The 23,448-nt window shown below is 67.1% G+C and carries 22 protein-coding genes; 11 read left to right on the top strand and 11 right to left on the bottom strand.

Features of this window, described 5'->3' with window-relative positions; genetic code table 11:
• Positions 1–5: 5 nt before the first annotated feature.
• Positions 6–1,130, bottom strand: a complete 1,125-nt coding sequence (locus RCAP_RS15935) for a polysaccharide biosynthesis/export family protein (RefSeq protein WP_013068923.1) — start codon at positions 1,128–1,130, stop codon at positions 6–8.
• 84 nt (positions 1,131–1,214) lie between these two features.
• Between RCAP_RS15935 and RCAP_RS15930 the strand changes: the two genes are divergently transcribed.
• The 3 genes from RCAP_RS15930 to RCAP_RS15920 all read left to right on the top strand — a co-directional run bounded on the left by RCAP_RS15930 (position 1,215) and on the right by RCAP_RS15920 (position 4,766).
• The gene (locus RCAP_RS15930; protein ID WP_013068922.1) at positions 1,215–2,099 is read left to right on the top strand and encodes an NAD-dependent epimerase/dehydratase family protein; all 885 of its coding nucleotides are present in this window, start codon (positions 1,215–1,217) and stop codon (positions 2,097–2,099) included.
• Positions 2,096–2,701 carry a sugar transferase gene (locus RCAP_RS15925; protein ID WP_013068921.1) on the top strand — a complete coding sequence of 202 codons (606 nt, stop codon included), beginning with the start codon at positions 2,096–2,098 and terminating at the stop codon, positions 2,699–2,701. Before RCAP_RS15930 ends, RCAP_RS15925 begins: the two co-directional genes overlap by 4 nt.
• 184 nt (positions 2,702–2,885) lie before the next feature.
• Positions 2,886–4,766, top strand: a complete 1,881-nt coding sequence (locus RCAP_RS15920) for a polysaccharide biosynthesis protein (RefSeq protein WP_080514658.1) — start codon at positions 2,886–2,888, stop codon at positions 4,764–4,766.
• Position 4,767: 1 nt separating this feature from the next.
• Here RCAP_RS15920 and truA read toward each other — a convergent pair whose 3' ends face one another.
• Positions 4,768–5,535: a tRNA pseudouridine(38-40) synthase TruA gene (truA, locus tag RCAP_RS15915; RefSeq protein WP_013068919.1), complete on the bottom strand. Its 768-nt coding sequence runs from the start codon at positions 5,533–5,535 to the stop codon at positions 4,768–4,770.
• A 106-nt stretch (positions 5,536–5,641) separates the two neighbouring features.
• Between truA and RCAP_RS15910 the strand changes: the two genes are divergently transcribed.
• Entirely contained in the window at positions 5,642–7,066 is a 1,425-nt protein-coding gene (locus tag RCAP_RS15910; protein WP_023911927.1) for a YcjX family GTP-binding protein, read from the top strand.
• Positions 7,063–8,067 carry a YcjF family protein gene (locus RCAP_RS15905; RefSeq protein ID WP_013068917.1) on the top strand — a complete coding sequence of 335 codons (1,005 nt, stop codon included), beginning with the start codon at positions 7,063–7,065 and terminating at the stop codon, positions 8,065–8,067. Before RCAP_RS15910 ends, RCAP_RS15905 begins: the two co-directional genes overlap by 4 nt.
• Positions 8,068–8,122: 55 nt before the next feature.
• Here RCAP_RS15905 and RCAP_RS15900 read toward each other — a convergent pair whose 3' ends face one another.
• From RCAP_RS15900 to ruvC, 4 genes are all read right to left on the bottom strand, one after another.
• Positions 8,123–8,533 carry a group III truncated hemoglobin gene (locus tag RCAP_RS15900; RefSeq protein ID WP_013068916.1) on the bottom strand — a complete coding sequence of 137 codons (411 nt, stop codon included), beginning with the start codon at positions 8,531–8,533 and terminating at the stop codon, positions 8,123–8,125.
• Between the two features lie 35 nt (positions 8,534–8,568).
• The gene (gene ruvB, locus RCAP_RS15895) at positions 8,569–9,606 is read right to left on the bottom strand and encodes a Holliday junction branch migration DNA helicase RuvB (RefSeq protein WP_013068915.1); all 1,038 of its coding nucleotides are present in this window, start codon (positions 9,604–9,606) and stop codon (positions 8,569–8,571) included.
• A gap of 68 nt (positions 9,607–9,674) precedes the next feature.
• Positions 9,675–10,343 (bottom strand): Holliday junction branch migration protein RuvA, encoded by a 669-nt coding sequence (gene ruvA, locus RCAP_RS15890; protein WP_013068914.1) that lies wholly within the window; start codon positions 10,341–10,343, stop codon positions 9,675–9,677.
• Positions 10,340–10,891 (bottom strand): crossover junction endodeoxyribonuclease RuvC, encoded by a 552-nt coding sequence (gene ruvC / locus RCAP_RS15885; RefSeq protein WP_013068913.1) that lies wholly within the window; start codon positions 10,889–10,891, stop codon positions 10,340–10,342. The genes ruvA and ruvC overlap by 4 nt, the downstream gene beginning before the upstream one ends.
• 338 nt (positions 10,892–11,229) lie before the next feature.
• Here ruvC and RCAP_RS15880 point away from each other — a divergent pair, with 338 nt between their 5' ends.
• Positions 11,230–11,418, top strand: coding sequence for a DUF1127 domain-containing protein (locus RCAP_RS15880; RefSeq protein WP_013068911.1), 189 nt, complete (start codon positions 11,230–11,232; stop codon positions 11,416–11,418).
• Positions 11,419–11,481: 63 nt separating this feature from the next.
• Here RCAP_RS15880 and RCAP_RS19715 read toward each other — a convergent pair whose 3' ends face one another.
• The 3 genes from RCAP_RS19715 to RCAP_RS15865 all read right to left on the bottom strand — a co-directional run bounded on the left by RCAP_RS19715 (position 11,482) and on the right by RCAP_RS15865 (position 15,045).
• Entirely contained in the window at positions 11,482–11,829 is a 348-nt protein-coding gene (locus tag RCAP_RS19715; RefSeq protein WP_013068910.1) for a hypothetical protein, read from the bottom strand.
• A 98-nt stretch (positions 11,830–11,927) separates the two neighbouring features.
• The gene (locus tag RCAP_RS15870) at positions 11,928–12,797 is read right to left on the bottom strand and encodes a 50S ribosomal protein L11 methyltransferase (RefSeq protein ID WP_013068909.1); all 870 of its coding nucleotides are present in this window, start codon (positions 12,795–12,797) and stop codon (positions 11,928–11,930) included.
• A gap of 64 nt (positions 12,798–12,861) precedes the next feature.
• Positions 12,862–15,045, bottom strand: coding sequence for a primosomal protein N' (locus tag RCAP_RS15865; RefSeq protein WP_013068908.1), 2,184 nt, complete (start codon positions 15,043–15,045; stop codon positions 12,862–12,864).
• A 206-nt stretch (positions 15,046–15,251) separates the two neighbouring features.
• Between RCAP_RS15865 and fsa the strand changes: the two genes are divergently transcribed.
• The 5 genes from fsa to RCAP_RS15840 all read left to right on the top strand — a co-directional run bounded on the left by fsa (position 15,252) and on the right by RCAP_RS15840 (position 19,200).
• On the top strand, positions 15,252–15,905 hold the full coding sequence (fsa, locus tag RCAP_RS15860) for a fructose-6-phosphate aldolase (RefSeq protein ID WP_013068907.1): 654 nt from the start codon (positions 15,252–15,254) through the stop codon (positions 15,903–15,905).
• A gap of 125 nt (positions 15,906–16,030) precedes the next feature.
• A complete protein-coding gene (locus RCAP_RS15855; protein ID WP_013068906.1) occupies positions 16,031–16,735 on the top strand; it encodes a DUF484 family protein in 705 nt (234 codons plus the stop codon).
• Positions 16,735–17,658, top strand: a complete 924-nt coding sequence (locus RCAP_RS15850; protein ID WP_013068905.1) for a tyrosine recombinase XerC — start codon at positions 16,735–16,737, stop codon at positions 17,656–17,658. The genes RCAP_RS15855 and RCAP_RS15850 overlap by 1 nt, the downstream gene beginning before the upstream one ends.
• Positions 17,659–17,846: 188 nt before the next feature.
• On the top strand, positions 17,847–18,419 hold the full coding sequence (locus RCAP_RS15845; RefSeq protein ID WP_055725585.1) for an EF-hand domain-containing protein: 573 nt from the start codon (positions 17,847–17,849) through the stop codon (positions 18,417–18,419).
• An 82-nt stretch (positions 18,420–18,501) separates the two neighbouring features.
• A complete protein-coding gene (locus RCAP_RS15840) occupies positions 18,502–19,200 on the top strand; it encodes a CDP-alcohol phosphatidyltransferase family protein (RefSeq protein ID WP_013068903.1) in 699 nt (232 codons plus the stop codon).
• Here the strand turns inward: RCAP_RS15840 and RCAP_RS15835 are convergent.
• Together RCAP_RS15835 and ileS are read right to left on the bottom strand one after the other, a co-directional pair.
• Complete coding sequence (locus tag RCAP_RS15835) at positions 19,197–20,036, bottom strand: DMT family transporter (RefSeq protein WP_013068902.1); 840 nt, start codon at positions 20,034–20,036, stop codon at positions 19,197–19,199. The genes RCAP_RS15840 and RCAP_RS15835 overlap by 4 nt on opposite strands.
• A gap of 204 nt (positions 20,037–20,240) precedes the next feature.
• Complete coding sequence (gene ileS / locus RCAP_RS15830) at positions 20,241–23,192, bottom strand: isoleucine--tRNA ligase (protein WP_013068901.1); 2,952 nt, start codon at positions 23,190–23,192, stop codon at positions 20,241–20,243.
• Between the last annotated feature and the right edge of the window lie 256 nt (positions 23,193–23,448).

Below are 23,448 nucleotides of genomic sequence, written 5' to 3'. Positions count from 1 at the left end.
GGGGATCAGTTCGTGATCGTGTCCGCCGTCCGCGCCAGACCCAGCGTCGAGCCGAAGAGACCCAGGATCGTCCGGGTGTTGACCAGCGGGCTTTCGGTGGCCAGCACGAGATCGTTCGCCTGCACCTCGAAATTCTGCGCCGAGAACAGCCCCTCGGAAGAGGTCAGATCCATCGAGAACACCACCCGGGCATTCTGCGGCCCCTGCGTCGCGTCGCTGCGCACGGCGCTGGCCGGATATTCGCGCAAGATCAGCACGCCCTTGGGATTGGCGCGGGTGTCGCTGATGCCGCCCGCCAGCGTCACGGCCTCAAGCGCGTTCACGTGATCCTTGGGGAAGGGGATGATCTTCTCCACCCCCGAGGCGCCGAGCGCCAGAAAGCTGCGATCGTCCTTGAGCACCATCAGCTTGTCGCCCGGCCGCAGCCCGGTATCAAGCGCCGGATCGTCCAGCACGCGTTGCAACGAGGTTTCATAGACCTTGCCGCCGCGGTAAAGCCGCAGCTGCGGGTTCTCGATCGCGCCCTGCACGCCGCCGGCTTCGGAAATCGCGCCCAGCACGGTCAGCGAGCGGTCGATCAGCGGGATCGTGCCCGGGTTCGACACGCCGCCGATCAGCGAGACGGCATTGCCCTTGCCGGGCGTCGCGGCCAGCTGCACCTGCGCCTCGGGGATCAGCGCGGTGACCGATTGCTGCACCTTTTCGCGCGCGGCCTCGACGCTGAGGCCCGAGACCTTCACCGCGCCGACATAGGGCACGAAGATCTGGCCGCTGTTCGAGACGGTGGTGGGGGCGATCTGCGTGGTGGGGGCGCCCTCGCTGGTCAGAAGCTTGTTCTGCCCGCCTTCCCAGATCGCCAGGGACACGGTGTCGCCCGCCGCCAGAACCTGCCCGGCGCCGCCTGTGCCGCCCTTGACCCAGGCGCGCCGGTGCGACGCGACCTTGCCCGCGGGCCAGCGCGGCAGATCGGCGAGCAGCTTTGAATCGACGGGATAATGCGAAAATTCCGGGGTCTTGTCGGAGGCGTTCTTCAGGATCTCGCTTTGCATCGCCGCGCCGCGTGGCAAGGTGCAGCCCGAAGCGGCCACAGCCAGCATCACGGCGACGATGAGTCCCGGTTTCGAAGCCATTCACGTTCCCCCGTTTCCGCGCCGCGCATCGGGTGCTAAGGCTCGCTGCAACGACGAGTCAGCAGATCCACGGCAGCCAAGTCTATGCGGTCATTCACATCAAACCTCAAGCCAGAGTTTCCGCGCCTGCTCGTTCTGGGCGGATCCGGGCGGTTGGGCGGGCTGTTGCGGCGGGTCTGGAGCCTGCCCGGCACCGCCGCGCCGCCTCTGGTGTGGCAGGCCCGCAGGCCCGGGGACTTCGCCGCTTTCGGCGGGCCGACGGTGGTCTTCGATCCGCTGGCCGCGCCCGAGGCCCTTGTGCGCGCGGTGCGGGCGGCAGAGGCGGTGCTGCTGCTGGCCGGTCCGACCCGGGGCACGGCGGCAGAGATGGCGGCGCATCGCGATCTGGCGGCGGCGGTTCTGGACTGCGCCGGGGGGCGGCCGGTCCTGCTGGCCTCCTCGGCGGCGGTCTACGGACGGCCCGCCGGTCCGCTTTGTGCCGAGGAAGACGCGCCCGCGCCGGTTTCGGACTATGGCCGCGCCAAGGTGGCGATGGAGGCGGTGGCCGCCGGGCGGCCCGGCGCGGTGGTGCTGCGGATCGGCAATGTCGCGGGGGCGGATGCGCTTTTGGGGCAGCCCGCGCCGCCGGGCGGGCGGCGGCTGCATGTTTTCCCCGACGGTCTTGCGCCGCGGCGCAGCTATATCGGGCCGCAGGCGCTGGCGCGGGGGCTGGCGCGGCTGGTGCGGCTGGCGGCCAGCGGCGCGGCCCTGCCCGGGGTGATCAATCTGGCGCTGCCCGGGGTGGTGGGGATGGAGGCGCTCTTGCGCGCGGCGGGGGAAAGCTGGCAGGCCGATCCCGCGCCCCCCGGGGCGATCGCCACGGTGGAGCTGGCGGTCGCGCGGGCGCTGGCGCTGGATCTGGTGCCCGATCTGCCGGTCACCGCGGCGGGGCTGATCGCCGATCTGCGGCTGGAGGAGGGACGGGCATGACCTTGACGAAACGGCTTTTCGACATCGGCTTCGCGCTGCTGATCCTGCCGGTGATCGCGCTGATCGCGGCGGTGGTGCTGGCGGCGCTGGCGCTGACCCAGGGCCGCCCCTATTTCTACGCCGCCGAGCGGATGAAGACGCCCGACACCGCCTTTCGGCTGTGGAAGTTCCGCACCATGACCGTGGTCGCCACCGATGCGGGCGTCTCGGGCGGCGACAAGGCCGGGCGGATCACCCCGGTCGGCCGGGTGCTGCGCCGCTTCCGGCTCGACGAGCTGCCGCAGCTGTGGAACATCCTGCGCGGCGACATCAGCTTTGTCGGGCCGCGTCCGCCGCTGCGCTCCTATGTCGAGCGCTTCCCGGAGATCTATGCCGAGGTGCTGAAATCGCGTCCCGGCGTGACCGGGCTTGCCTCGATCCACTACCACCGGCACGAGGAATGGCTGCTGGCGCGTTCGCGCAGCGCCGCCGAGACCGACCGCCTCTATTGCCGCATCTGCATCCCGGCCAAGGCGAAGCTTGACCTGATTTATGCGCGTCACGCCTCTGTCTGCCTCGATTTGCGGCTGATCGGGCGCACCATTGCACGGATGATAAGCTGATTGCCGCCGATGGCGCGTCCTTTTTGCAATGGTTTAGCGACAAGCCGCTGATTTTGGATGCATCCCGTTGACCGAAACCGGGCACCGGCTATGCTGCACTCGCAATACATATCTCGGAGCGGGGCTGGCGGTGCTCTTGAAGTCCATTATCTCGCTCAGCCGCAGGCAGAAGTCCTCGATCCTGATGGCGATCGATCTTCTGCTGGTGCCGCTGAGCTTTTGCCTTGCGCTGGTGCTGCTGAACGAGGGCACCGCCCTTTTGCCGCTTCTGCGGGCGCATGTGCTCGAGCAGCCGCTGCTGATCGCCGAAGCCGGGGTGCTGAGCAGCCTTCTGGGCCTGTCGCGGATCAAGCTGCGCGAATATCAGGGCGAGGCGGTGGGGCGTTCGGCGGTCCTCGCCTCGGTGCTGGCGATCACCTCGGCGGTGCAATCGAACCTGGCCGCGGTCGAGCAGTCGCCGGGGCTGCATGTGGTCTTCGGGCTGCTTTACTTCACCGTCTTCTTCTTCACCCGGCTGACGCTGACGCAGATCCTGACCGCGATCTATCGCAATTCCCGCACCCTGTCGCGGGTGGCGATCTATGGCGCGGGCCGCACCGGCATGGCCCTGGCGCGGGAATTGCGCGACAGCGACGATTTCGTCGTCTGCGCCTTTCTGGACGACAACGCGACGCTGGCGGGCATGACGATGAACGGCGTGCCGATCCATTCCGGCGTCCATGCCGCCCGGGTGATCGAGCAATACAAGATCAATCAGGTCATTCTGGCGATGCCCTCGGTGTCGACCGACAAGCAGACCTTCCTGTCGCAGCGGCTGGAAAAGCTGGGGCTGCAGGTGCACAGCCTGCCCGCCTTCACGCAGATCCACGGCGGTCAGGAGCTGCTTGACCTGATGCGCCCGGTCGGCGCCGCGGCGCTGTTGTGCCGTGACCCGCTCAACCACGAGCTGACCGCGGGCCGCAATGCCTATCGCGATGCCAATGTGCTGATTTCCGGCGCCGGCGGCTCGATCGGGCTGGAACTGTGCCGTCAGGTCGTCGCCTGCCGTCCGAAGACGTTGGTGCTTTACGAACTGTCCGAGCTGGCGCTTTACAATGCCGAGGCCGAGATGCGGCTTCTGGCCGAGGCGACCGGGGTCGAGATCGTGGCGGTTCTGGGTTCGGTCGCCGACCGGGTGCAGGTGATGCAGGTGCTGGAACGCTACGGCATCGACATCGTGCTGCATGCTGCCGCCTACAAGCATGTGCCGCTGGTCGAGATCAACGCCCGGGCGGGCATGGCGAACAACGTGCTGGGCACGGCCGTGCTGGCGCGGGCGGCGCGGGATGCGCAGGTCAAGCGCTTCGTTCTGGTCTCCACCGACAAGGCGGTGCGGCCGGGCAATCTGATGGGCGCCTCGAAGCGGCTGGCGGAGCTGATCGTGCAGGATCTGGCGGCGCGGCCGGCGCGGACGGTGTTCTCGATCGTGCGGTTCGGCAATGTGCTGGGCTCTTCGGGTTCGGTCGTGCCGCTGTTTCAGGAACAGATCGCCCGCGGCGGTCCGGTGACGCTGACCGACGAACGGGTGACGCGCTATTTCATGACGATCCAGGAGGCCTCGCGGCTGGTGCTGCTGGCGGGCTCCTTTGCCGAGGGCGGCGAGGTCTTCGTGCTGGACATGGGCAGGCCGGTGAAGATCATCGATCTGGCGCGGCGGCTGATCGAGACTTCGGGCTTCACCGTGCGCGACGCGCGCAACCCCGAGGGCGATATCGAGATCGTCACCACCGGGCTGCGTCCGGGTGAAAAGCTGCACGAGGAACTGATGGTGCGCAAGGGCGCGCAGACGACGGCGCATCCGAAGATCATCTCGGTGCGGGAAGATCACCTGTCGGAACTGGCCACGGCGGCGGCGCTGCGCGATCTGCGCGAGGCGATCGACCGCGGCTCGGATACCGACGTGATCGCGGTGGTGGCGCGGGCGGTGCCGGAATATGCGCCGCAAAGCCTGCCCGCTTCGGCGCTGCAATGCCAGGTCGTGCAGGCGCAACGCACCGAGCAGGCGGCGGACCTGCCCGCCGAATGATTCAGGCGAACGGATCCTCGGGGTATCCGACGCCGCACAGGTAAAGCCCCTGCGGCGGACAGACCGGCCCGCAAGCCGCCCGGTCGCGCGCGGCCAGTGCCCGGCCGACATCCTCGGGCGCCCAGGCGCCAGCCCCCACCCGTTCCAGCGTGCCGACGATCGAGCGCACCTGATTGTGCAGGAAGCTGCGCGCCCGCAGATGGAAGCGATATTCCCGCCCGCTCGGCAGGGCGATCTCCTCGATCGTGATCTCGTCGAGCGTCTTCACCGGCGATTTCGCCTGACACATCGCGGCGCGGAAGGTGGTGAAATCATGCAGCCCGATCAGCTGCGCCGCCCCTTCGCGCATCGCCGCGACATCAAGCGGGTTCTGCACCTGCCAGACCTTGCCGCGGTCATGCACCACGGGGGCGCGGCGGCTGACCAGCCGGAACAGATAGCGCCGCTCGCGCGCGGAAAACCTTGCGTGGAAATCGTCGCCGACGCGGGCACAGGCCACGATCGCCACCGGATCGGGACGCAGATGGTGGTTGAGCGCCTCGGAGAGCCGGAACGGGTCCCAGTCCTTCGCCAGATCGGCATGGGCGACCTGCGCCGTCGCATGCACCCCGGCATCGGTCCGCCCGGCCGCGGCAATCGTGTGCTCTCCGGGTTCAAGCCGGGCCAGCGCCGCCTCCACCGCGCCCTGCACCGAGGGCAGGACGGCCTGCCTTTGCCACCCGGCAAAGGGGCCGCCGTCATATTCGATCCTGAAGGCAAATCTGGGCATGTCCCGGCGATAGCGCGGCTTTTGGCTTTGCGCAATGCCCCCGGGGGTGCGCTGCTTTCCCCTCTGTGAATCGGCGGCCGCTATGCCTATCTTCGCCATGACAAGAATGACCGGGAAAGGCAGCGCAGTGGGCATCACCGACCTTGCCGAGGACATCGGCCGCAGCATCGAGGGGCTTGGCTCCTCGGTTTCCGAAGCCCTGTTCGAGCCGGTGATCCGGCTTGGGGTCACCGGGCTTTCGCGGGCGGGCAAGACGGTTTTCATCACCTCGCTGGTCGCCAATCTGCTCGACCGCGGCCGGATGCCCGCGCTGACCGGGGCCGGGCGGATCCGCGCCGCCTATCTCAAGCCGCAGCCCGACGACACCGTGCCGCGGTTCGATTACGAACACCATCTCGCCTGCATGACCGGCCCCGCGCCCGCCTGGCCCGAGGGCACGCGGGCGGTTTCCGAACTGCGGCTCAGCTTCCGGCTGCAGCCCTCGGGGATGCTGGGTGCGCTTTACAAGCCCCGCACCGTGCATCTGGATATCGTGGATTATCCCGGCGAATGGCTGCTGGACCTTGGCCTGATCGAGAAAAGCTTCGAGGACTGGTCGGCGGGCGTCCTTGACCGTCTGCCCGGCCGCCCGGGCTCGGATGCCTTCCTGCAAACGCTGGACGAGATCGACCTTTACGCAAGGTTTTCGGAAACCGCGGCCAAGGCGCTGGCGGAGAGCTTCACCGAGCATCTGATCGCCGCGCGCGAGGCGGGGTTTTCCGATTGCTCGCCGGGGCGGTTCCTGTTGCCGGGGGAAATGGCGGGCTCGCCCGTTCTGACCTTCGCGCCGATCCCGCCCGCCAGCTATCCGCGCGACTCTTTGGGGCGCGAGATGGAACGCCGCTTTGACGCCTACAAGCGCGAGGTGGTGAAGCCCTTCTTTCGCGACCACTTCGCTCGGATCGACCGGCAGGTGGTGCTGGTCGATGTCTTGGGCGCCATCCATGCCGGGCCTGCCGCGCTGGAAGATCTGCGCCAGTCGATGGCGGCGATCCTGACGGCCTTCCGCCCCGGCGTGCCCGGGTTCCTCTTGACGCTTTTGGGCGCGAAACGGGTGGAACGCATCCTTTTTGCCGCGACCAAGGCCGACCATCTGCACCACATCCAGCATGCGAAACTGACCGCGATCACCGAGGCGCTTTTGCGCGAGGCCAAGGACCGGGCCAGTTTTGCCGGGGCGGAAACCGCGGCGATGTCGCTGGCCAGCTTGCGCACGACGACCGAAGACATCATTCCCCATTCCGGCGAAGACCTGCCCGCGGTGCGGGGGCGGCTCGCCGATGGCCGCTCGGTCGCGCTGTATCCGGGCGAGCTGCCCGCCGATCCCGCGGAACTCCTCACCCCCGCCCGCGACGGCGCCGAGGAGTGGCTGGATGCCGATTTCGGCCTGATGAACTTTGCGCCCGCGCCCGGCGTGCTGCGCCCGGGCGAGGGCCCGCCGCATATCCGCATCGACCGCGCCGCCGAATTCCTGATCGGGGACAAGCTGTGAAACGACCTGTCATTCTGGAACTGGACGCCCCGCCCGCCTCGCCCGCCGAGGCGCCGCCGGTGATCGACCAACCCGCCTTCGATGCGCCGCCGCAGGGCCGCGCCATGCAGATCGCGGCGAAACTGGCCGCAAGACCGCGGTCCCGCCTGACACGGTTCTTCTGGCAGGCGACCGGGGCGCTGGTGGGCTTTCTGATCACGGTCGCGCTTTGGAACTTTGTCACCGGGCTCTTCGCCGCCAATCCCATGCTGGGCTGGGTGGCGACGGGGCTTTTGATCCTGTTCCTGATCGCCTGCGCTCTGGTCGGTCTGCGCGAGCTGACGGCCTTCGCCAAGCTTGGCCGTCTCGACAAGCTGCATCAGGAGGTGATCGAGGCGGGCCATCGCGACGATCTGCGCGCCGCGCGCAAGGCGGTGGACCGGATGGCGAAGCTCTATTCCGCCCGGCCCGAGATGAAATGGTCGCTTGCCCGCCTGCGCGAGCGCGCGCCCGAGCAGCTTGACACGCAAACCCTGCTGCGGCTGACCGAAACGGAACTCATGGCGCCGCTCGATGCCGCCGCAAGGCTGGAGATCGAGGCGGCCGCGCGCACGGTGGCGACGGTGACGGCGCTGGTGCCGCTGGCGCTCGCCGATGTGGCCACCGCGCTGATTGCGAACCTGCGGATGATCCGCGGCGTCGCCGAGATTTACGGCGGCCGCGCGGGCAGCCTTGGCGCGCTGCGGCTCGCCCGCACGGTGATGACGCATGTGATCGCCACCGGCGCGGTCTCGGCGGGCGATGATCTGATCGAGACGATGACCGGGGGCCATCTGGCCGCGAAAATCTCGCGCCGCTTCGGGGAAGGCGTGATCAACGGCGCGCTGACCGCCCGCGTCGGCATTGCCGCGATGGAGGTCTGCCGGCCGATGCCCTTCGCGGCCCTGCCCCGCCCGAAAGTCACGCAACTGACCGGCGGCGCGCTGAAAGGCGTCTTCACCAGATCGAAAGACGAAGACTGAGCTTTCGGCTTTTTCTTGGTCCAAATACGCCCTTTCCCCGGCCGGGCAGGGGGCCTCAGCGCAGATTGGGCACCGCATCGGGCGGGCGCCCCACATCCTCGACCCCCATTCGCAGCCCCTTGCCGATCCGATGCGCCAAGGCCGACCAGCCCGCCGCCGCCTGCGGGTCCAGCAGATCGTGCAGCACCGCATCAAAGGTCGCCAGCCACAGCGGGAAATGCGCCCCCTCGACATCCCCCGCGCGGCGATGCGAGATCATCGGGCTGCCCTCGTAGCCCTGCATGTGCAGGATCGAGCCCTTCCAGAACCGGGCGATCTTCGCCTCGTGATGCGCCCAGTCGGTCACATGCGCGGCAAAGATCGGCGCAAGTTCGGGATGGGCGCGGACGCGGGCATAGAACTCGGCCACCACGGCCTCGATCTGGGCCTCGGTGACGGGAAAACGGGGGGGCAGGGGCGTGGACATGGGCCAAGGATACACCGCCACCGCGGCACGTCCAGTCAGCCCGCGTCGAAAAGGTCGGTCTGGACCGGAACTTGCGTCTGCGGCGCCTCGAGCCCCAGATGCCGCCAGGCCCGATGCCCCAGCATCCGCCCGCGCGGGGTGCGCTGAATGAGACCCTGCTGTAAAAGGTAAGGCTCGATCACCTCTTCCAGCGCATCGCGGCTTTCCGACAGCGCGGCGGACAGCGTCTCCACCCCCACCGGCCCGCCGCCGTAATGTTCCGCCATCAGCATCATGTAGCGCCGGTCGGCGCCATCGAGCCCCAGATGATCGACGCCCAGCCGCGTCAGCGCATTGTCGGCCAGTTTGCGGGTGAGCCGCCCGTCGCCCTCGACCAGCGCGAAATCGACGACGCGGCGCAAAAGCCGCCCGGCAATCCGCGGCGTGCCGCGGGCGCGCTTGGCGATCTCGCGCGTGCCATCCGGATCGGCGGGAATGCCCAGAAGCCGGGCGCCGCGGCTGACGATCAGGTCCAGCTCGTCCTCGGTGTAAAATTGCAGCCGGGTCGGAATGCCGAAGCGGTCGCGCAGCGGCGTGGTGAGCAGGCCCAGCCGCGTCGTGGCGCCGACCAGGGTGAAGGGCTGCAGCTCGATGCGCACGGTGCGCGCGGCCGGGCCTTCACCGATCACCAGATCGAGCTCGAAATCCTCCATCGCGGGGTAAAGCACCTCCTCGACCGCCGGGTTCATCCGGTGGATCTCGTCGATGAAAAGGACGTCGCGGTTTTCAAGGTTGGTCAGGATCGCCGCCAGATCGCCCGCCCGCGCCAGAACCGGGCCGGAGGTCATCTTGAAATTCACCCCCAGTTCCCGCGCCATGATCTGCGCCAGCGTGGTCTTGCCCAGACCGGGCGGGCCGTGAAACAGCGTGTGATCCATCGCCTGACCGCGCATCTTCGCGCTTTCGATGAAGACGCGCAGGTTCGCCCGGGCCTCGGCCTGACCGATGAACTCCTCCAGCACCTGCGGGCGCAGGGCGCGGTCGGCGTCCTCGGGCAGGCGGTCGGGGCGGAGGGTCGGATCGGGTTCGGTCATGCTTGGCTTTCAGCGTCGGAGCGGGGCTCTGCCCCGCACCCCGGGATATTTAAGGCAAGATGAAAAGGCTAGTCCTTTGGGGCGAGGAGGCGCAGGGCGGTGCGGATCAGTTTTGCGGTATCGGTGGCCTCGGGGTTCTCGCTGGCCCGGGCGACGGCGGTGGCGGCGTCCGAGGGGGAATAACCGAGGTTGGTCAGGGCGCTCAGCGCCTCGGCGGTGAAGTTCACCTGCCTTGTGGCGGCGGGGGCGGGGCGTTTGACCGGTTTCGGCGCGGTCTCGATCAGCGCGTCCGAGGGGGCGGTGTCGACGGTCAGCGTGCCGCCCATCGCCATCACCGTCGGCGCCTTGTCCTTGAGTTCCATCACCACGCGCTGCGCCAGTTTCGGGCCGACGCCGGGGGCGGCCTTGATCGCGTTCCAGTCGCCCAAGGCCAGGGCCCGGCTGACGCCCTCGGGGCCCAGCGTGCCAAGGATCGCCAGCGAAGCCTTGGCGCCGATCCCCTGCACCGAGGTCAGCAGCCGGTGCCATTCCTTTTCGATCAGCGTCGGGAAGCCGAAAAGCTGCAACAGGTCCTCGCGCACCAGAAGCTCGGTATATAGCGCGCAGGCCTCGCCCACCGGGGGCAGGTTCGCGGCGGTGCGGGAGGAAACATGGACGATGTAGCCCACCCCGCGCACGTCGATCAGCACATGGTCCATGGCGCGGTGCAAGATCACCCCGGCGATGCGTCCGATCATGCCCCCGCCCTCCGGATCCGGGCCTGCCCCGCGGTGATTTCAAGCGCGCCGCGGCCCAGCATCGCCGCCGAGGCGCGGCGGGCCGATTGCAGATGATGGGCGTGACAGATCGCAATCGCCAGCGCATCCGCCGCATCGGGCCCGTCAAAGACGACGCCCGGCAGCTGGTGGCGGACCATGTGCTGCACCTGTCCCTTGTCGGCATGACCGACGCCGACGACCGCCTTTTTCACCGCATTGGGCGCATATTCCCCGATCTCGAGCCCGGCCTGCGCGGGCACCAGAAGCGCAATCCCCCGCGCCTGACCCAGCTTCAAGGTCGCCACCGCATCCTTGTTGACGAAGGTCTGTTCCACCGCCGCGGCTTCGGGGCGATGCGTCGCGATCACCGCGGTCAGGCCCGCATGCAGCACCACAAGGCGCTTGGCCAGATCGGTCCCCTCGGAATGGATGATTCCATTCGCGATGTGCCGCAGACGGGCGCCATCGACCTCGATCACCCCCCAGCCGAGGTTGCGTAACCCCGGATCGATCCCGATCACCCGCATGTGACTGCCCTTTTGCCTGTGGCATTTTTTCCGCATCTAGCACAAAAGCAGAACATCGGAAAGCGCAAAGCAGGTCCGGCCGACAGGGGGGCGGGCGGCGAAACTGTCGGCAATCGACGCAAAGCGACGCTTCGCAGCCGAATGCGCCAGCAAAATGACGACACGGGGCAGCAAAATGCCGGGGCCGCGCACGAAGCCGTTAACCATCCGAAAAGCCATGCAAATACTGCATGGCGGGGCTGCCCGGGGGGGCGCTTGTTTTCGCAAGCTGCCTTGATTAACTGCCCAATCAACAAAGAGACGCCCAACAAAACGGCAGAATATAAAGGAACCGCATCATGTCCGCCCTCGACACCCTCGCCCTTTCCGCCCGCCACGGCCGGGCCGGGATGTTTGCACGCCTGATCGACGCGATGACGCTGTGGAACGACGCCCGGCTGACGCGGCGGGCGCTTGCGCGGCTGAGCGACCGGGAACTGAATGATATCGGCCTGACGCGCTACGATATCGACGGCATCGGCCGCTGAAGCCGCGGGAATGACCAAAGGCCGCGCAGCGCCCTGCGCGGCTTTTTCATGCCGAAATCGCGGTCAGAACAGCAGCGCGCGCAGCTGGTTGGCGATGAACCGCGTCGGCGCATCGGCCTGCAGCACCCAGGCCCCCGCCTGTTCCAGCGCCGAGCCCTGCCGCAGGACCTCGACCCGGCGGGCATAGGTTTCCGGCCCGACCTGCGCCAGGATCGCGCCCTTGAACAGCAGCATCCCCAAAAGCAGCATCGCCACGGCCCGCCAGGGAAAGCGCCGGCGCTCTTTCGGACGGTGGCTGTCGAAATAGGCGCGGCCAAGCGCCCCCGAGGCCTCGAAGGCGCCGCCAGCCGCGTGAATCCGGTCGATCCGCGCAAGGCGGTCCTCGAAATCCGCATTGATCGAACGACGCATGACGGGCTCCACTCAAAACCGGTCGCAGGCAACATGCCTAACGACTGATTAAAACTATGCCCGAATTTCGCCGATCCGGCGAGATGGCTTTGCCGAAATCAGGTCCGGGAGAGAACCAATGTCGTCCAATCGCCGTGATTGTCGCGCGAAACAAGACGGAAGCCCTGCGCCTGATAGGCCGCGATCACCTCGTCGCCCTGGTCGATCAGGATCCCGGAGAGGATGACAAGGCCCGATTCGGCACAGAACCGCCCCATGTCGGGGGCCAGCGCGATCAACGGGCCTTTCAGGATATTGGCAAAGATCAGGTCGAAGGGCGCGGCGGCCTGCAGATCGGGATGGGCGAAGCCGGCCGCCTGCAGACAGATCACCCGGCCCGCCAGATCATTGCCGGTGACATTCGCCGCGGCGGTCTCGACCGCGACGGGGTCGATGTCCGAGGCCAGCACCGTCTCGGGCCAGAGTTTCGCGGCGGCCATCGCCAGAACGGCGGTGCCGCAGCCGATGTCGACACTGTTGCGCGGGTGGACCCCCTCGGCCGCCAGCCGGTCGAGCGCGGTCAGACAGCCGAGCGTGGTGCCGTGATGGCCGGTGCCGAAAGCCATGGCCGCGTCGATCACCAGCGGGATCGCCCCTTCGGGGACCTTGTCGGCATCATGGCTGCCATGCACGAAGAAGCGCCCGGCCACGACCGGGGCCAGTTCGCGTTTCACATGCGCCACCCAGTCGGTTTCCGGCAGTTCCGAAATCACGAAGCCCGTCGCCCCATAGGCCGCGGCAAGCAGATCGAGCACGATGTCATCGGGCCGGTCCAGAAAATAGGCGCCGACCTCGTAATTGCCCGAGCCATCCTCGATCTCGAAGACGCCGACACCATAGGGGCCGGGGTCCAGATCTTCCAGCCGCTCGGCCAGATCCTCGGCAAGGTCGCGCTCGGGCAGGACGGCAAAGGCGGTAAAGGTGGTCATGGGCGGGCTCCGTTGGTTTTGCCCCCAATGGCGCGAAAGGGGCGGGGGGTCAATCGAAACAAGGCTACAGGAAGCTTTGCGGGTCGATGTCGATGGCCAGGCGGACGGAATTGGGCTGTTTCACCCCGCGCAGCCAGGCCCGGATCGCCTGTTGCAGCGGCGCGGTCTTGTCGGCGCGGATCAGAAGCCGGACCCGGTGGCGGCCGCGGATCCGGGCGATGGGGGCGGGGGCGGGGCCGTAAAGCTGCGCGCCGATGCGGCGCAAGGGCCCGTCATGCTGCGCCAGCGCATTGCCATAGGCGAAAAGCGGCTCGATCTCGGCACCCGAGAGGATGATCCCCGCCATCCGGCCAAAGGGCGGCACGTTCGCCGCCCGGCGCCCCTCGGCCTCGGCCTTCCAGAACGCCTCCTCGTCACCGCCAAGAATGGCGCGGATCACCGGATGTTCGGGCTGATAGGTCTGCAAAAGCGCCAGCCCGGGTTTTTCCGCCCGCCCCGCCCGGCCCGCCACCTGCCGCATCAGTTGAAAGGTGCGCTCCGCCGCCCGCAGGTCGGAGCCCTGCAGGCCCAGATCGGCGTCGATCACGCCGACCAGCGTCAGCAGCGGGAAATTGTGCCCCTTGGCGACGATCTGCGTGCCGATGAGGATGTCGGCGCCGCCTTGCGCGATGTTTTCCACCGCCTCCTTCAGCGCCCGGGCCGAGCCGAAAAGGTCCGAGGACAGCACGGCGACGCGCGCCGTGGGAAAGCGTTCCGCCACCTCCTCGGCCAGCCGCTCGACCCCGGGGCCGACGGGGGCCAGCTTGCCCTCGACGCCGCAGGCGGGGCAGGCGGTGGGAATGGGTTTCGTCTCGCCGCATTGATGGCAGACAAGGCGCTTGAGGAACCGATGCTCGACCATCCGCGCGTCGCAATGATCGCAGCCGATCTGCTGCCCGCAGGCGCGGCAGAGCGTGACCGGGGCATAGCCGCGCCGGTTCAGGAACAGCATCGCCTGTTCCCCGCGCGAGAGTGTCGCCTGCACCGCGCCGACGAGGCTGGGCGAGATCCAGTGCACCGATTCAATGCGTTCCTCGCGCATGTCGATGGTGCGCATCTCGGGCAGTTCCGAGGCGCCGAAGCGCGCGGCCAGATCGATGCGGCGGTATTTCCCCGAAGCCGCATTGACCCAGCTTTCAAGGCTGGGCGTGGCCGAGGCCAGCACCACCTGCGATCCGGCAAGCGAGGCGCGCAGCACGGCCATGTCGCGGGCGTTGTAAAGCGCGCCTTCCTCCTGCTTGTAGGAGGTGTCGTGTTCCTCGTCGACGACGATCAGCCCAAGGTCCTGAAACGGCAGGAACAGCGCCGAACGCGCGCCGACGACCATCTGTGCGCCCCCCGTCGCCACCATCCGCCAGAGCCTGCGCCGCTCGGATTGGGTGACGCCGGAATGCCACTCGCCGGGACGGGCGCCGAAGCGGGCCTCGACCCGGGACAGGAATTCCGAGGTCAGGGCGATTTCCGGCAGCAGCACCAAAGCCTGCCGCCCGCGGCGCAGACAGTCCGCCACGGCCTCGAGATACACTTCCGTCTTGCCCGAGCCGGTCACGCCTTTCAAAAGCGTCACCCCGAAACCCTCGCCCTTCAGCGCGGCGGCCGCCGTCGCCTGATCTTCGGACAGAACCTTGCCCGGCAGGGTGAAATCGAGCCGGGCCAAGGGCAGATCCCGCGGCTGTTCTGTCTCCTCAATCGCGCCGAGCTTCACCAGCCCCTTCACCACCTGCGGCGTGACGCCCGCAAGCTGCGCGAGTTCCGTCAGATAAAACCCCGCGCCGCCGTGATCGCGCAGCACGGCCAGAACCTTTTCCCGCGCCTCGGTCAGCTTGCCCGGCGCGGTGGCCCCCAGCCGATAGATCCGCCGCGCGCCGGGTGGGTCAAAGAGCCCCGGCGTGCGCGTGGCCAGCCGCAGCACCGCGGGCAAGGAGGTCATCGTGTAGCTGCCCATGCGGATCAGGAACTCCTGCAGCTCCGTCCGCATCGGCGGCACGTCCAGCACCCGCGAAACCGGCCGCAGCTTGCCCGCCTCGAACCGGCCGTCGCCCGCGCCCCAGATGACGCCGACGACCCGGCGCGGCCCCAGAGGCACCTCGACGAAGGCGCCGGGAAAACAACCGCCCTCGGGCGCAAGGTAATCCAGAGGCTTGCCGATCGGCTCGGCGGTCAGGACCGAGACGCGGGCGCCTTCGGGAAAGAAGCCCGGCTCAGACATGCCCGGCCCCGCGCCCGGCAACGCCTCCGGCGGGCGTATTTGCACCAAGAAGAAACGGCGGGGTTTCTTCTTGGCCGAAATACGCGCGGGGGGAGAGGCCGTCAGGCCGAGGGGGGCGGCAAGCCCCCCCTTGCGCCCGATTCCGCTCTCGCCATTTCCGGCTGTTTGCGCTAAATCGCGGCCAGACAGAGCGCAGGAGGCCCTTCATGAAATTCTTCGTCGATACCGCCGATGTGGCAGCCATCAAGGAGCTGAACGATCTCGGCATGGTCGATGGTGTCACCACCAACCCGTCGCTGATCCTGAAATCGGGCCGCGACATCCTCGAGGTGACGAAGGAAATCTGCGACATGGTCTCGGGCCCGGTCTCGGCCGAGGTGGTGGCGACCGAAGCGGCCGACATGATCGCCGAAGGGCTGAAACTGGCCAAGATCGCCTCCAACATCGCCATCAAGGTGCCGCTGACCTGGGCGGGCCTGACGGCTTGCAAGGCTTTCGCATCCGAAGGCCACATGGTCAACGTCACTCTGTGCTTCTCGGCCGCGCAGGCGATCCTCGCGGCCAAGGCGGGCGCCACCTTCATCAGCCCCTTTATCGGTCGTCTCGATGACATCAACCTCGATGGTGTGCAGCTGATCGAGGACATCCGCACCATCTATGACAATTACGGCTTCAAGACCGAGATCCTTGCTGCCTCGATCCGCTCGGTCAACCACATCACCGACGTCGCCCGCATCGGCGCCGATGTCATCACCGCGCCGCCCTCGGTGATCAAGGCGATGGCGAACCACCCGCTGACCGACAAGGGGCTGGAGCAGTTCCTGAAAGACTGGGCGAAAACCGGCCAGAAGATCGTCTGAAATCTGTGTTCCTGACGCGACGGCCCGCCGATTTCGGCGGGCCTCTTATTATTGTTAACAAATTTAACCTGCATTTAACCAGAATCTGTGTCAATTTGCGTGCAACCCGCTTACGAGAGGCTGGCATGACCGACACGGCTTTTGCACCTGAACTGCGCGAAAAGATCATCTCCGATCCCGACGTGATCCTTGAGGATCGCGACCTGATGCGGGCGCTGATCACCGCGAATGAACGCGCCATGGGCGCCAATATCGTCGACCTGCGCGGTGTGGCGATGGAGCGGCTGGAACGCCGCCTGGACCGGCTCGAGGACACGCACCGTTCGGTGATCGCGGCCGCCTACGAGAATCTCTCGGGGACGAACCAGATCCACCGCGCCGTGCTGCGCATGCTTGATCCGGTCGATTTCGAGAGCTTCCTCAAAAGCCTCGGCACCGAAGTCGCCGAGATCCTGCGGGTGGACAGCGTCAAGCTGGTGCTGGAAACGCTGCAAGATGACAGCGATCCGGCGCTGCGCCGTCTGGGCGATGTTCTGTGCGTGGCCGAGCCCGGCTTCATCCAGGAATACATGCGCGCCGGTCGTGGCGGGCAGGTGCGCCCGGTGGTGCTGCGCCAGACCCTGCCGCATTCCGAGGCGATCTATGGCGAAGCGGCCAGCTGGATCCGCTCCGAGGCGCTGATGCGTCTCGATCTGGGCGAGGGGCGTCTGCCCGGCATGCTGGTGATGGGCGCCGAAGACCCGCATCAATTCAAGCCCTCGCAGGGCACCGACCTGCTGGCCTTCTTCGCAGGCGTGTTCGAGCGCGGCATGCGGCGCTGGCTGAGCTGATGTCGGTGGGGGTCTCGCCCGCCGCACGGACGGCGATGGCCCTGTGGATCAGTCACTTGCGGGCGATCGACGGGGCGGCCAGTCACACGCTGACGGCCTATAGTTCCGATGTGGCCGGGTTCCTGGCCTTCCTCCACCGCCACCGCGGCGAAAGCCTTGGTCTGGCGCAGCTGGCCGGGCTGGGCCAATCCGACATGCGGGCCTGGATGGCGCATGAACGCAACCGCGGCCTGTCGGGCCGCTCGCTGGCGCGGGCGCTTTCGGCGGTGAAGAATTTCATCCGCTGGCTGGCGGCGCGCGAAGGCTTTGACGCCACCCATGTGCTTTCGGCCAAGGCGCCGAAATATCAGCGCAAGCTGCCCCGTCCGCTCAGCGTCGAGGCCGCGGCCGAGGTGCTGGAACAGGTCGAGGTGCAGGCGCAGGAGCCCTGGATCGCGGCGCGCGATTCGGCGGTGATGACGCTGATGTATGGCTGCGGGCTGCGGGTCTCCGAGGCTTTGGCGCTGAAGGGCTCGGATGCGCCCCTGCCCGAGGTGCTGCGCATCCGCGGCAAGGGCGACAAGGAGCGGCTGGTGCCGGTTCTGCCCGCGGCGCGCAAGGCGGTGGCCGATTACCTGCGGCTCTGCCCCTTCCCGATGTCGCGCTATGAGCCGCTGTTCCGCGGCGCCCGCGGCGGTCCGCTCAATCCGCGGCTGGTGGCGAAGTCGATGGAACGGGCGCGGCTCGGCCTTGGCCTGCCCGCGACGGCGACCCCGCATGCGCTCAGGCACAGTTTTGCCACGCATCTGCTGGCCGAAGGCGGCGATCTGCGCGCGATCCAGGAATTGCTGGGCCATGCCAGCCTTGCGACCACGCAGGTCTATACCGCCGTCGATCAGGCGCGACTCATGCAGGTCTATCAGGCGGCCCATCCGCGCGCCTGAGCCGAAATCGCGCCATAAACCCTGCTAACCCGCTACAATCCAAGCGGTTTCAAACCAAGGTTTAGGCCGAAAGCAAGGTTTCGTTCATCATCTGGGGCCAGCGTCGGGGCACGTTGTCATCCAGAAAGGATCGTATGATGAGCGTGACTTCCCTGACTTCGCTGTCCGGATACGCGAGCAGCAGCGCGTTGTCGCTGCTGCAGCAAACCTCGGGCAGTTCCTCGTCCAAGACCTCCTCGTCCAGCGCGGCGAGCTTTGCCACCGGCGGTGCGCCGCCCCCGCCCCCTCCGCCGCCGGCCTCGGCCTCGGGCGGGGCCGACAGCCAGTCGCTGTTCGAGGCGCTGGCGGCCAATGACGATGCCGATGGCGACGGCGCCCTGTCGCAGGCGGAAATCGACGCGAGCCCGGTGGCCGATCTGCTGTCCTCGCAGTTCGGGTCGATCGACACCGACAGCGACGGGCTTTTGACCGAGGCCGAATTCACCGCGGCAGAAGACGCGATGAAAGCGGGCGGGGCGGGCGGCATGCAGGGCATGTCGGGTCCGCCCCCCGGCCCGCCGCCCTCGGGCCCGCCGCCGGGTTCCGAAAGCAGCTCGGAAAGCGAGGAGGACACGACCAGCTCGGGCAGCACCACCTCCGCGCAATCGCTTTACGAATCGCTTTTCACCGCGATGACCTCGGAAAGCGGGTCTTCGGAGGCGGTGACGATCGACCGCGACACGGCCAACCAGTTCCTGTCGCTGCTCAAGGCGGTCGCGTAAGCGACATCGTGACCACGGGACGGGCCGGGCTACGCCCTCGGCCCGTCTTGCACGCCTGAGCGGTTTCGGGCAGGAAGGGCGCATGGACATTCGTTTCAAGGCCCTCTCCGTTCACCTGCTGACCGCCACCGGCGCAGTGCTCTCGATGCTGGCGATGCTGGCTGCGGTCGAGGAAAAATGGTCGCTGATGTTCCTGTGGCTGGTGGTGGCGCTGATCGTCGACGGCGTCGATGGCCCCTTGGCGCGGCGGTTCGACACCAAGCACAACTGGCCGACGCATGACGGCGTGCTGATGGATCTGATCGTCGATTACCTGACCTATGTCTTCATCCCGGCCTATGCGCTGTTCAAGTCGGGGCTTTTGCCGGGCTGGACCGGCTGGCTCGCCATCATCGCGATCACCTATGCTTCGGTGATCTATTTCGCCGATACGCGGATGAAGACCAAGGATTGCTCCTTTTCCGGCTTTCCAGCCTGCTGGAACATGGTGGTGCTGGTGCTTTTCGCGATCTGGCCGTCTTACTGGGTGACGCTGGGGGTTGTTCTGGCGCTGGCGGTGGCGATGTTCTTTCCGCTGAAATTCATCCACCCGACCCGGACCCGGCGCTGGCGGCCGCTGTCGCTGACGATGGCGCTTTTGTGGACGGCCTTTGCCGCCCGCGCCGCCTGGGTGAATTTCGACGAAGGCAGCTGGGCGCATTGGGGCCTTGTCGTGACCTCGGTTTACCTGATGTTCGCGGGGATCGCGCAGCAGATCCTGCCCTCGCGTCATCCCGATTAAAGCCGGGTCAGCACCACCCCCGCGACGATCAGACCGGCCGCCGTGGCCTTCGACCGGGTCATCCTTTCGCCGAAGGCCAGCCAGCCGATCAGCACGGCGAACAGGATCGCGGTTTCCCGTGTCGCGGCAACCAGCGCGATCGGCGCCTGGGTCATCGCCCAGATCGAGATCGCATAGGCGCCGTAAGAGGCCGCCGCCCCGGCCGCGGCCATGCCCCAATCCTTCAGGGGCGCGACGGTGATGAAGCCCTTCGGCCGGGAAAAGGTCATCACCAGACCGAACAGCAGCCCGCCCCCCACCATCAGCCAGCCGACATAACCCGCCGCATCCCCCGCGACGCGGGCACCCAGCCCATCGGTCAGCGTATAGGTGGCGGTGGCGCAGGCGGAACCGAAGGCAAAGGGCAAAAGCTTGCGGCTTTCGCCATCGGTGAAAACGCCGCGCGCCATGAAGAGGATCCCCAGCCCCAGAACGCCGATGCCGACATAGCCCAAGGGCGCGATCGTATCGAGCGCGAAAAGCGCCGAGACGATCGCCACCATCATCGGCGCGGTGCCGCGGGCAATGGGGTAAACCCGGCTCAGGTCGCCCTGTTCATAGGCATGGGCGAGGAAATACTTGTAAAAGAAATGCACGCAGCTTGCCGCGGCGACCCATTTCCAGGCGGCGACCTCGGGCAAGGGGCGGGACAGCGCGATGGCAAGGCCGACGGCGGCCTCCATGTAGCTCAGCATCACCATGGCGCGGATCTTTGATCCGCCAAAGCGCAACAGCGCATTCCAGAGCGCATGCAGGAAGGCGGCGGCCAGAACCGCGAGAAGAATGGACAGGCTCATCGCCGCGGCCTCCGGCTGTCATGCAATCGTCACATCGGTAACGAGGGATGGCAGGCGGGGCAAGGGGGGCGCTGCCCCCCGTCCGCAAGCGGACTCCCCCCGGGATATTTGGAGCAAGATGAAAGCAAAGCCTGTCTGCCTTTCATCTTGCCTCAAATATCCCGCGGGGGTCCGGGGGCGCGAAGCCCCCGGCGCCGGTTCGTGTCAGCCCAGAACCGAATTGCAGCGCGCGCAGGTGCAGGGGTGCTTGTGGCTGCCCACATCGGGCAGGATCTTCCAGCAGCGCTCGCATTTTTCGCCTTCCGCGGCTTCGAAGACGACGGCGATGCCGGGCAGTTCGGGCAGCCGGAACGCCTCGGCGGGGGCCGGGTCGGCGCTCAGGCTCAGGTCCGAGGTGATGCAGATATCGGCAAACTCGACCGATTTCAGCGCGGCTTCCAGCGCGGTGTCCTCGACATGCACCACCGGGGCGGCTTCAAGGCTGGCGCCGATCACCTTGGCGGTGCGTTGCACTTCCAAGGCTGCTGTCACCACGCGCCGGGCGCGGCGGATGCCGTCCCATTTCGCGGCGAGATCCGGGTTCAGCCACGCGGCGGGGGTGGGGTCGAAATCCTCCAGATGGACCGAATTCGCCTCGCCCGGGAAGCGGCTCAGCCAGACGTCTTCCATGGTGAAGGGCAGCATCGGCGCCAGCCATTTCGTCAGCCGCTGGAAGAGCGCGTCCATCACCGTGCGCGCGGCGCGGCGGCGCAGGCTGCTGGGCGCGTCGCAATAAAGCGCGTCCTTGCGGATGTCGAACCAGAAGGCGGAAAGATCGACGGTGCAGAAGGTGAAGAGGGTCTGGAATACGCCCTGGAAGTCGTAAGCCGCATAGCCCTCGCGCACCACCGTGTCGAGTTCGGCCAGACGGTGCAGCACCCACCGTTCCAGCTCCGGCATCTCGGCCGGGCTGACGCGTTCTTCCTCGGCAAAGCCCGCAAGCGCGCCCAGCATGAAGCGCAATGTGTTGCGCAACCGGCGGTAGCTGTCGGCGGTGCCTTTCAGGATCTCTTTCCCGATCCGCAGATCGACGGTGTAATCCGATTGCGCCACCCAGAGCCGCAGGATGTCGGCGCCGTAATCCTTGATCACATCGGCGGGCGCGACGGTGTTGCCCAGCGATTTCGACATCTTCATGCCCTTTTCGTCGAGCGTGAAGCCATGGGTCAGCACGCCGCGATAAGGGGCGCGGCCCTTGGTGGCGCAGGCCTGCAGCATCGAGGAATGGAACCAGCCGCGGTGCTGGTCGGTGCCCTCGAGGTAAAGGTCCGCGATGCCGTCCGCCGTGCCGTCCTCGCGGTCGCGCAGCACGAAGGCATGGGTCGAGCCGCTATCGAACCACACATCCAGCACGTCGAAGACCTGGTTGTAATCGTCGGGGTTGACGATGTTGCCCAGCATCCGCTCCTTGAAACCGTCGGTATACCAGACATCGGCGCCCTCGGCCTCGAAGGCCGCGCTGATGCGGGCGTTCACCTCGGCGTTGCGCAGCAGGAAATCCGGGTCGGTCGGTTGCGCGCCCTTTTTGGTGAAGCAAGTGAGCGGCACGCCCCAGGCGCGTTGCCGCGACAGCACCCAGTCGGGCCGCGCCTCGATCATCGAGTAAAGCCGGTTGCGCCCGGTGGGCGGGGTCCATTGCACAAGCTGGTCGATCGAGGTCAGCGCCCGCTCTCGGATCGTGTCACCATAGGTGCCCATGCCGTCTTCCAGCTTCACGTCGATGGCGGCGAACCATTGCGGCGTGTTGCGGAAGATCAGCGGCGCCTTCGAGCGCCAGGAATGCGGGTAGGAGTGCTTGAGCTTGCCCTTGGCCAGCAGCGCGCCCTGCGCATGCAGCGCCTTGATGTTGCTGACATTCGCCGGGCCTTCCTTGCCATCGGGCAGGATGATCGGCTGGCCGCCGAAGACCGGCAGCGAGGTCCGGTAGGTTCCGTCCGGCTCGACGTTATAAGTCATCGGCAGGCCGAACTTGAGGCCCAGTTGATAGTCGTCATCGCCGTGGCTGGGCGCGGTGTGCACGAAACCGGTCCCGGCATCGTCGGTGACGTGATCGCCCGGCAGCATCGGCACGGAGTAATCCCATTCGCCGTTGCCGTTTTCGATGCCCGCATAGGGGTGGCGCAGGATCACGCCCTCGAATTCCGAGGTCGCCACGTCGCGCAGACGGGTGAAGCCCTCGACCTTGGCCGAGGTCATCACGCCCTGCGCCAGCACATCGGCCAGCACCAGCGTTTCACCGACGACCGCGGTGGCGTTCTCGGCCGCCGCATCGATGCGGTAAAGTCCGTAGGCAATGCCCGGACCGTAGGCGACGGCGCGGTTTTGCGGGATCGTCCAGGGCGTCGTGGTCCAGATCACCACCGAGGCATTTGCGTCGAGCAAGTCTTTGGGCGCCTCGGCGCCCGGCGAGTTGTCCAAGGCGGCGCCAGTGTGGTTGGTGACCTTGAACCGCACCCAGATCGTGTGGCTGGTGTGGTCGTGATACTCGACCTCGGCTTCTGCGAGGGCGGTCTTTTCGACCGGCGACCACATCACCGGCTTCGAGCCCTGATAAAGCGAGCCGTTCATCAGGAGTTTCATGAACTCCTCGGCGATCACGGCTTCGGCGTGGTAATCCATCGTCAGATAGGGGCGTTCCCATTTGCCGGTGACGCCCAGACGCTTGAATTCCTCGCGCTGGATGTCGATCCAGCCCTCGGCGAAGCGGCGGCATTCCTGACGGAAGGAGACGGTGTCCACGTCGTCCTTGTTCAGGCCCTTGGCGCGGTATTGCTCCTCGATCTTCCACTCGATCGGCAGGCCGTGGCAATCCCAGCCCGGCACATAACGCGCGTCGCGGCCCATCATCTGCTGGCTGCGCACGATGAAGTCTTTCAGGATCTTGTTCAGCGCATGGCCGATGTGCAGATGCCCGTTCGCATAGGGCGGGCCGTCATGCAGGACAAACGGCGCCCGGCCGGTCTTTTCGCGCAGGCGGTCATAGACGCCGATCCGCGCCCAGCGGGCCAGCCAGTCGGGTTCGCGGCCCGGAAGGTTCGCGCGCATCGGAAAGTCGGTTTCGGGCAGAAAGACGGTGTCGCGGTAATCGACGGGTGTTTCGGGCGTGTCGGCGCTCATCTCGTATCCATATCGGGCTGAAAGGGCGCAACGCGCCCGCATCTGATCTGGGCACCTCCGTGCCCGGGGCTTTGCAACTGTCTCCCGGCAACCCTGACGCGTCAGAGCGCCGGGCCGGTAATTCGATGTATGAAGCAAAGCCCGGTCATGGCGGCGTTATAGGCGCGGCGTCGGGGGCGGGCAAGCGCGAAGGCCGCGCGACGGCTGCGTCATCGCTTGCCAAACCGCGGGAAAAAGCCATCATCGGATCAATTGC

It is taken from the genome of Rhodobacter capsulatus SB 1003 (genome assembly GCF_000021865.1).
Taxonomy (GTDB): domain Bacteria; phylum Pseudomonadota; class Alphaproteobacteria; order Rhodobacterales; family Rhodobacteraceae; genus Rhodobacter; species Rhodobacter capsulatus_B.
The sequence above is the reverse complement of the archived record's forward strand: the minus strand, read 5'-3'. Positions and strand labels throughout refer to the sequence as shown.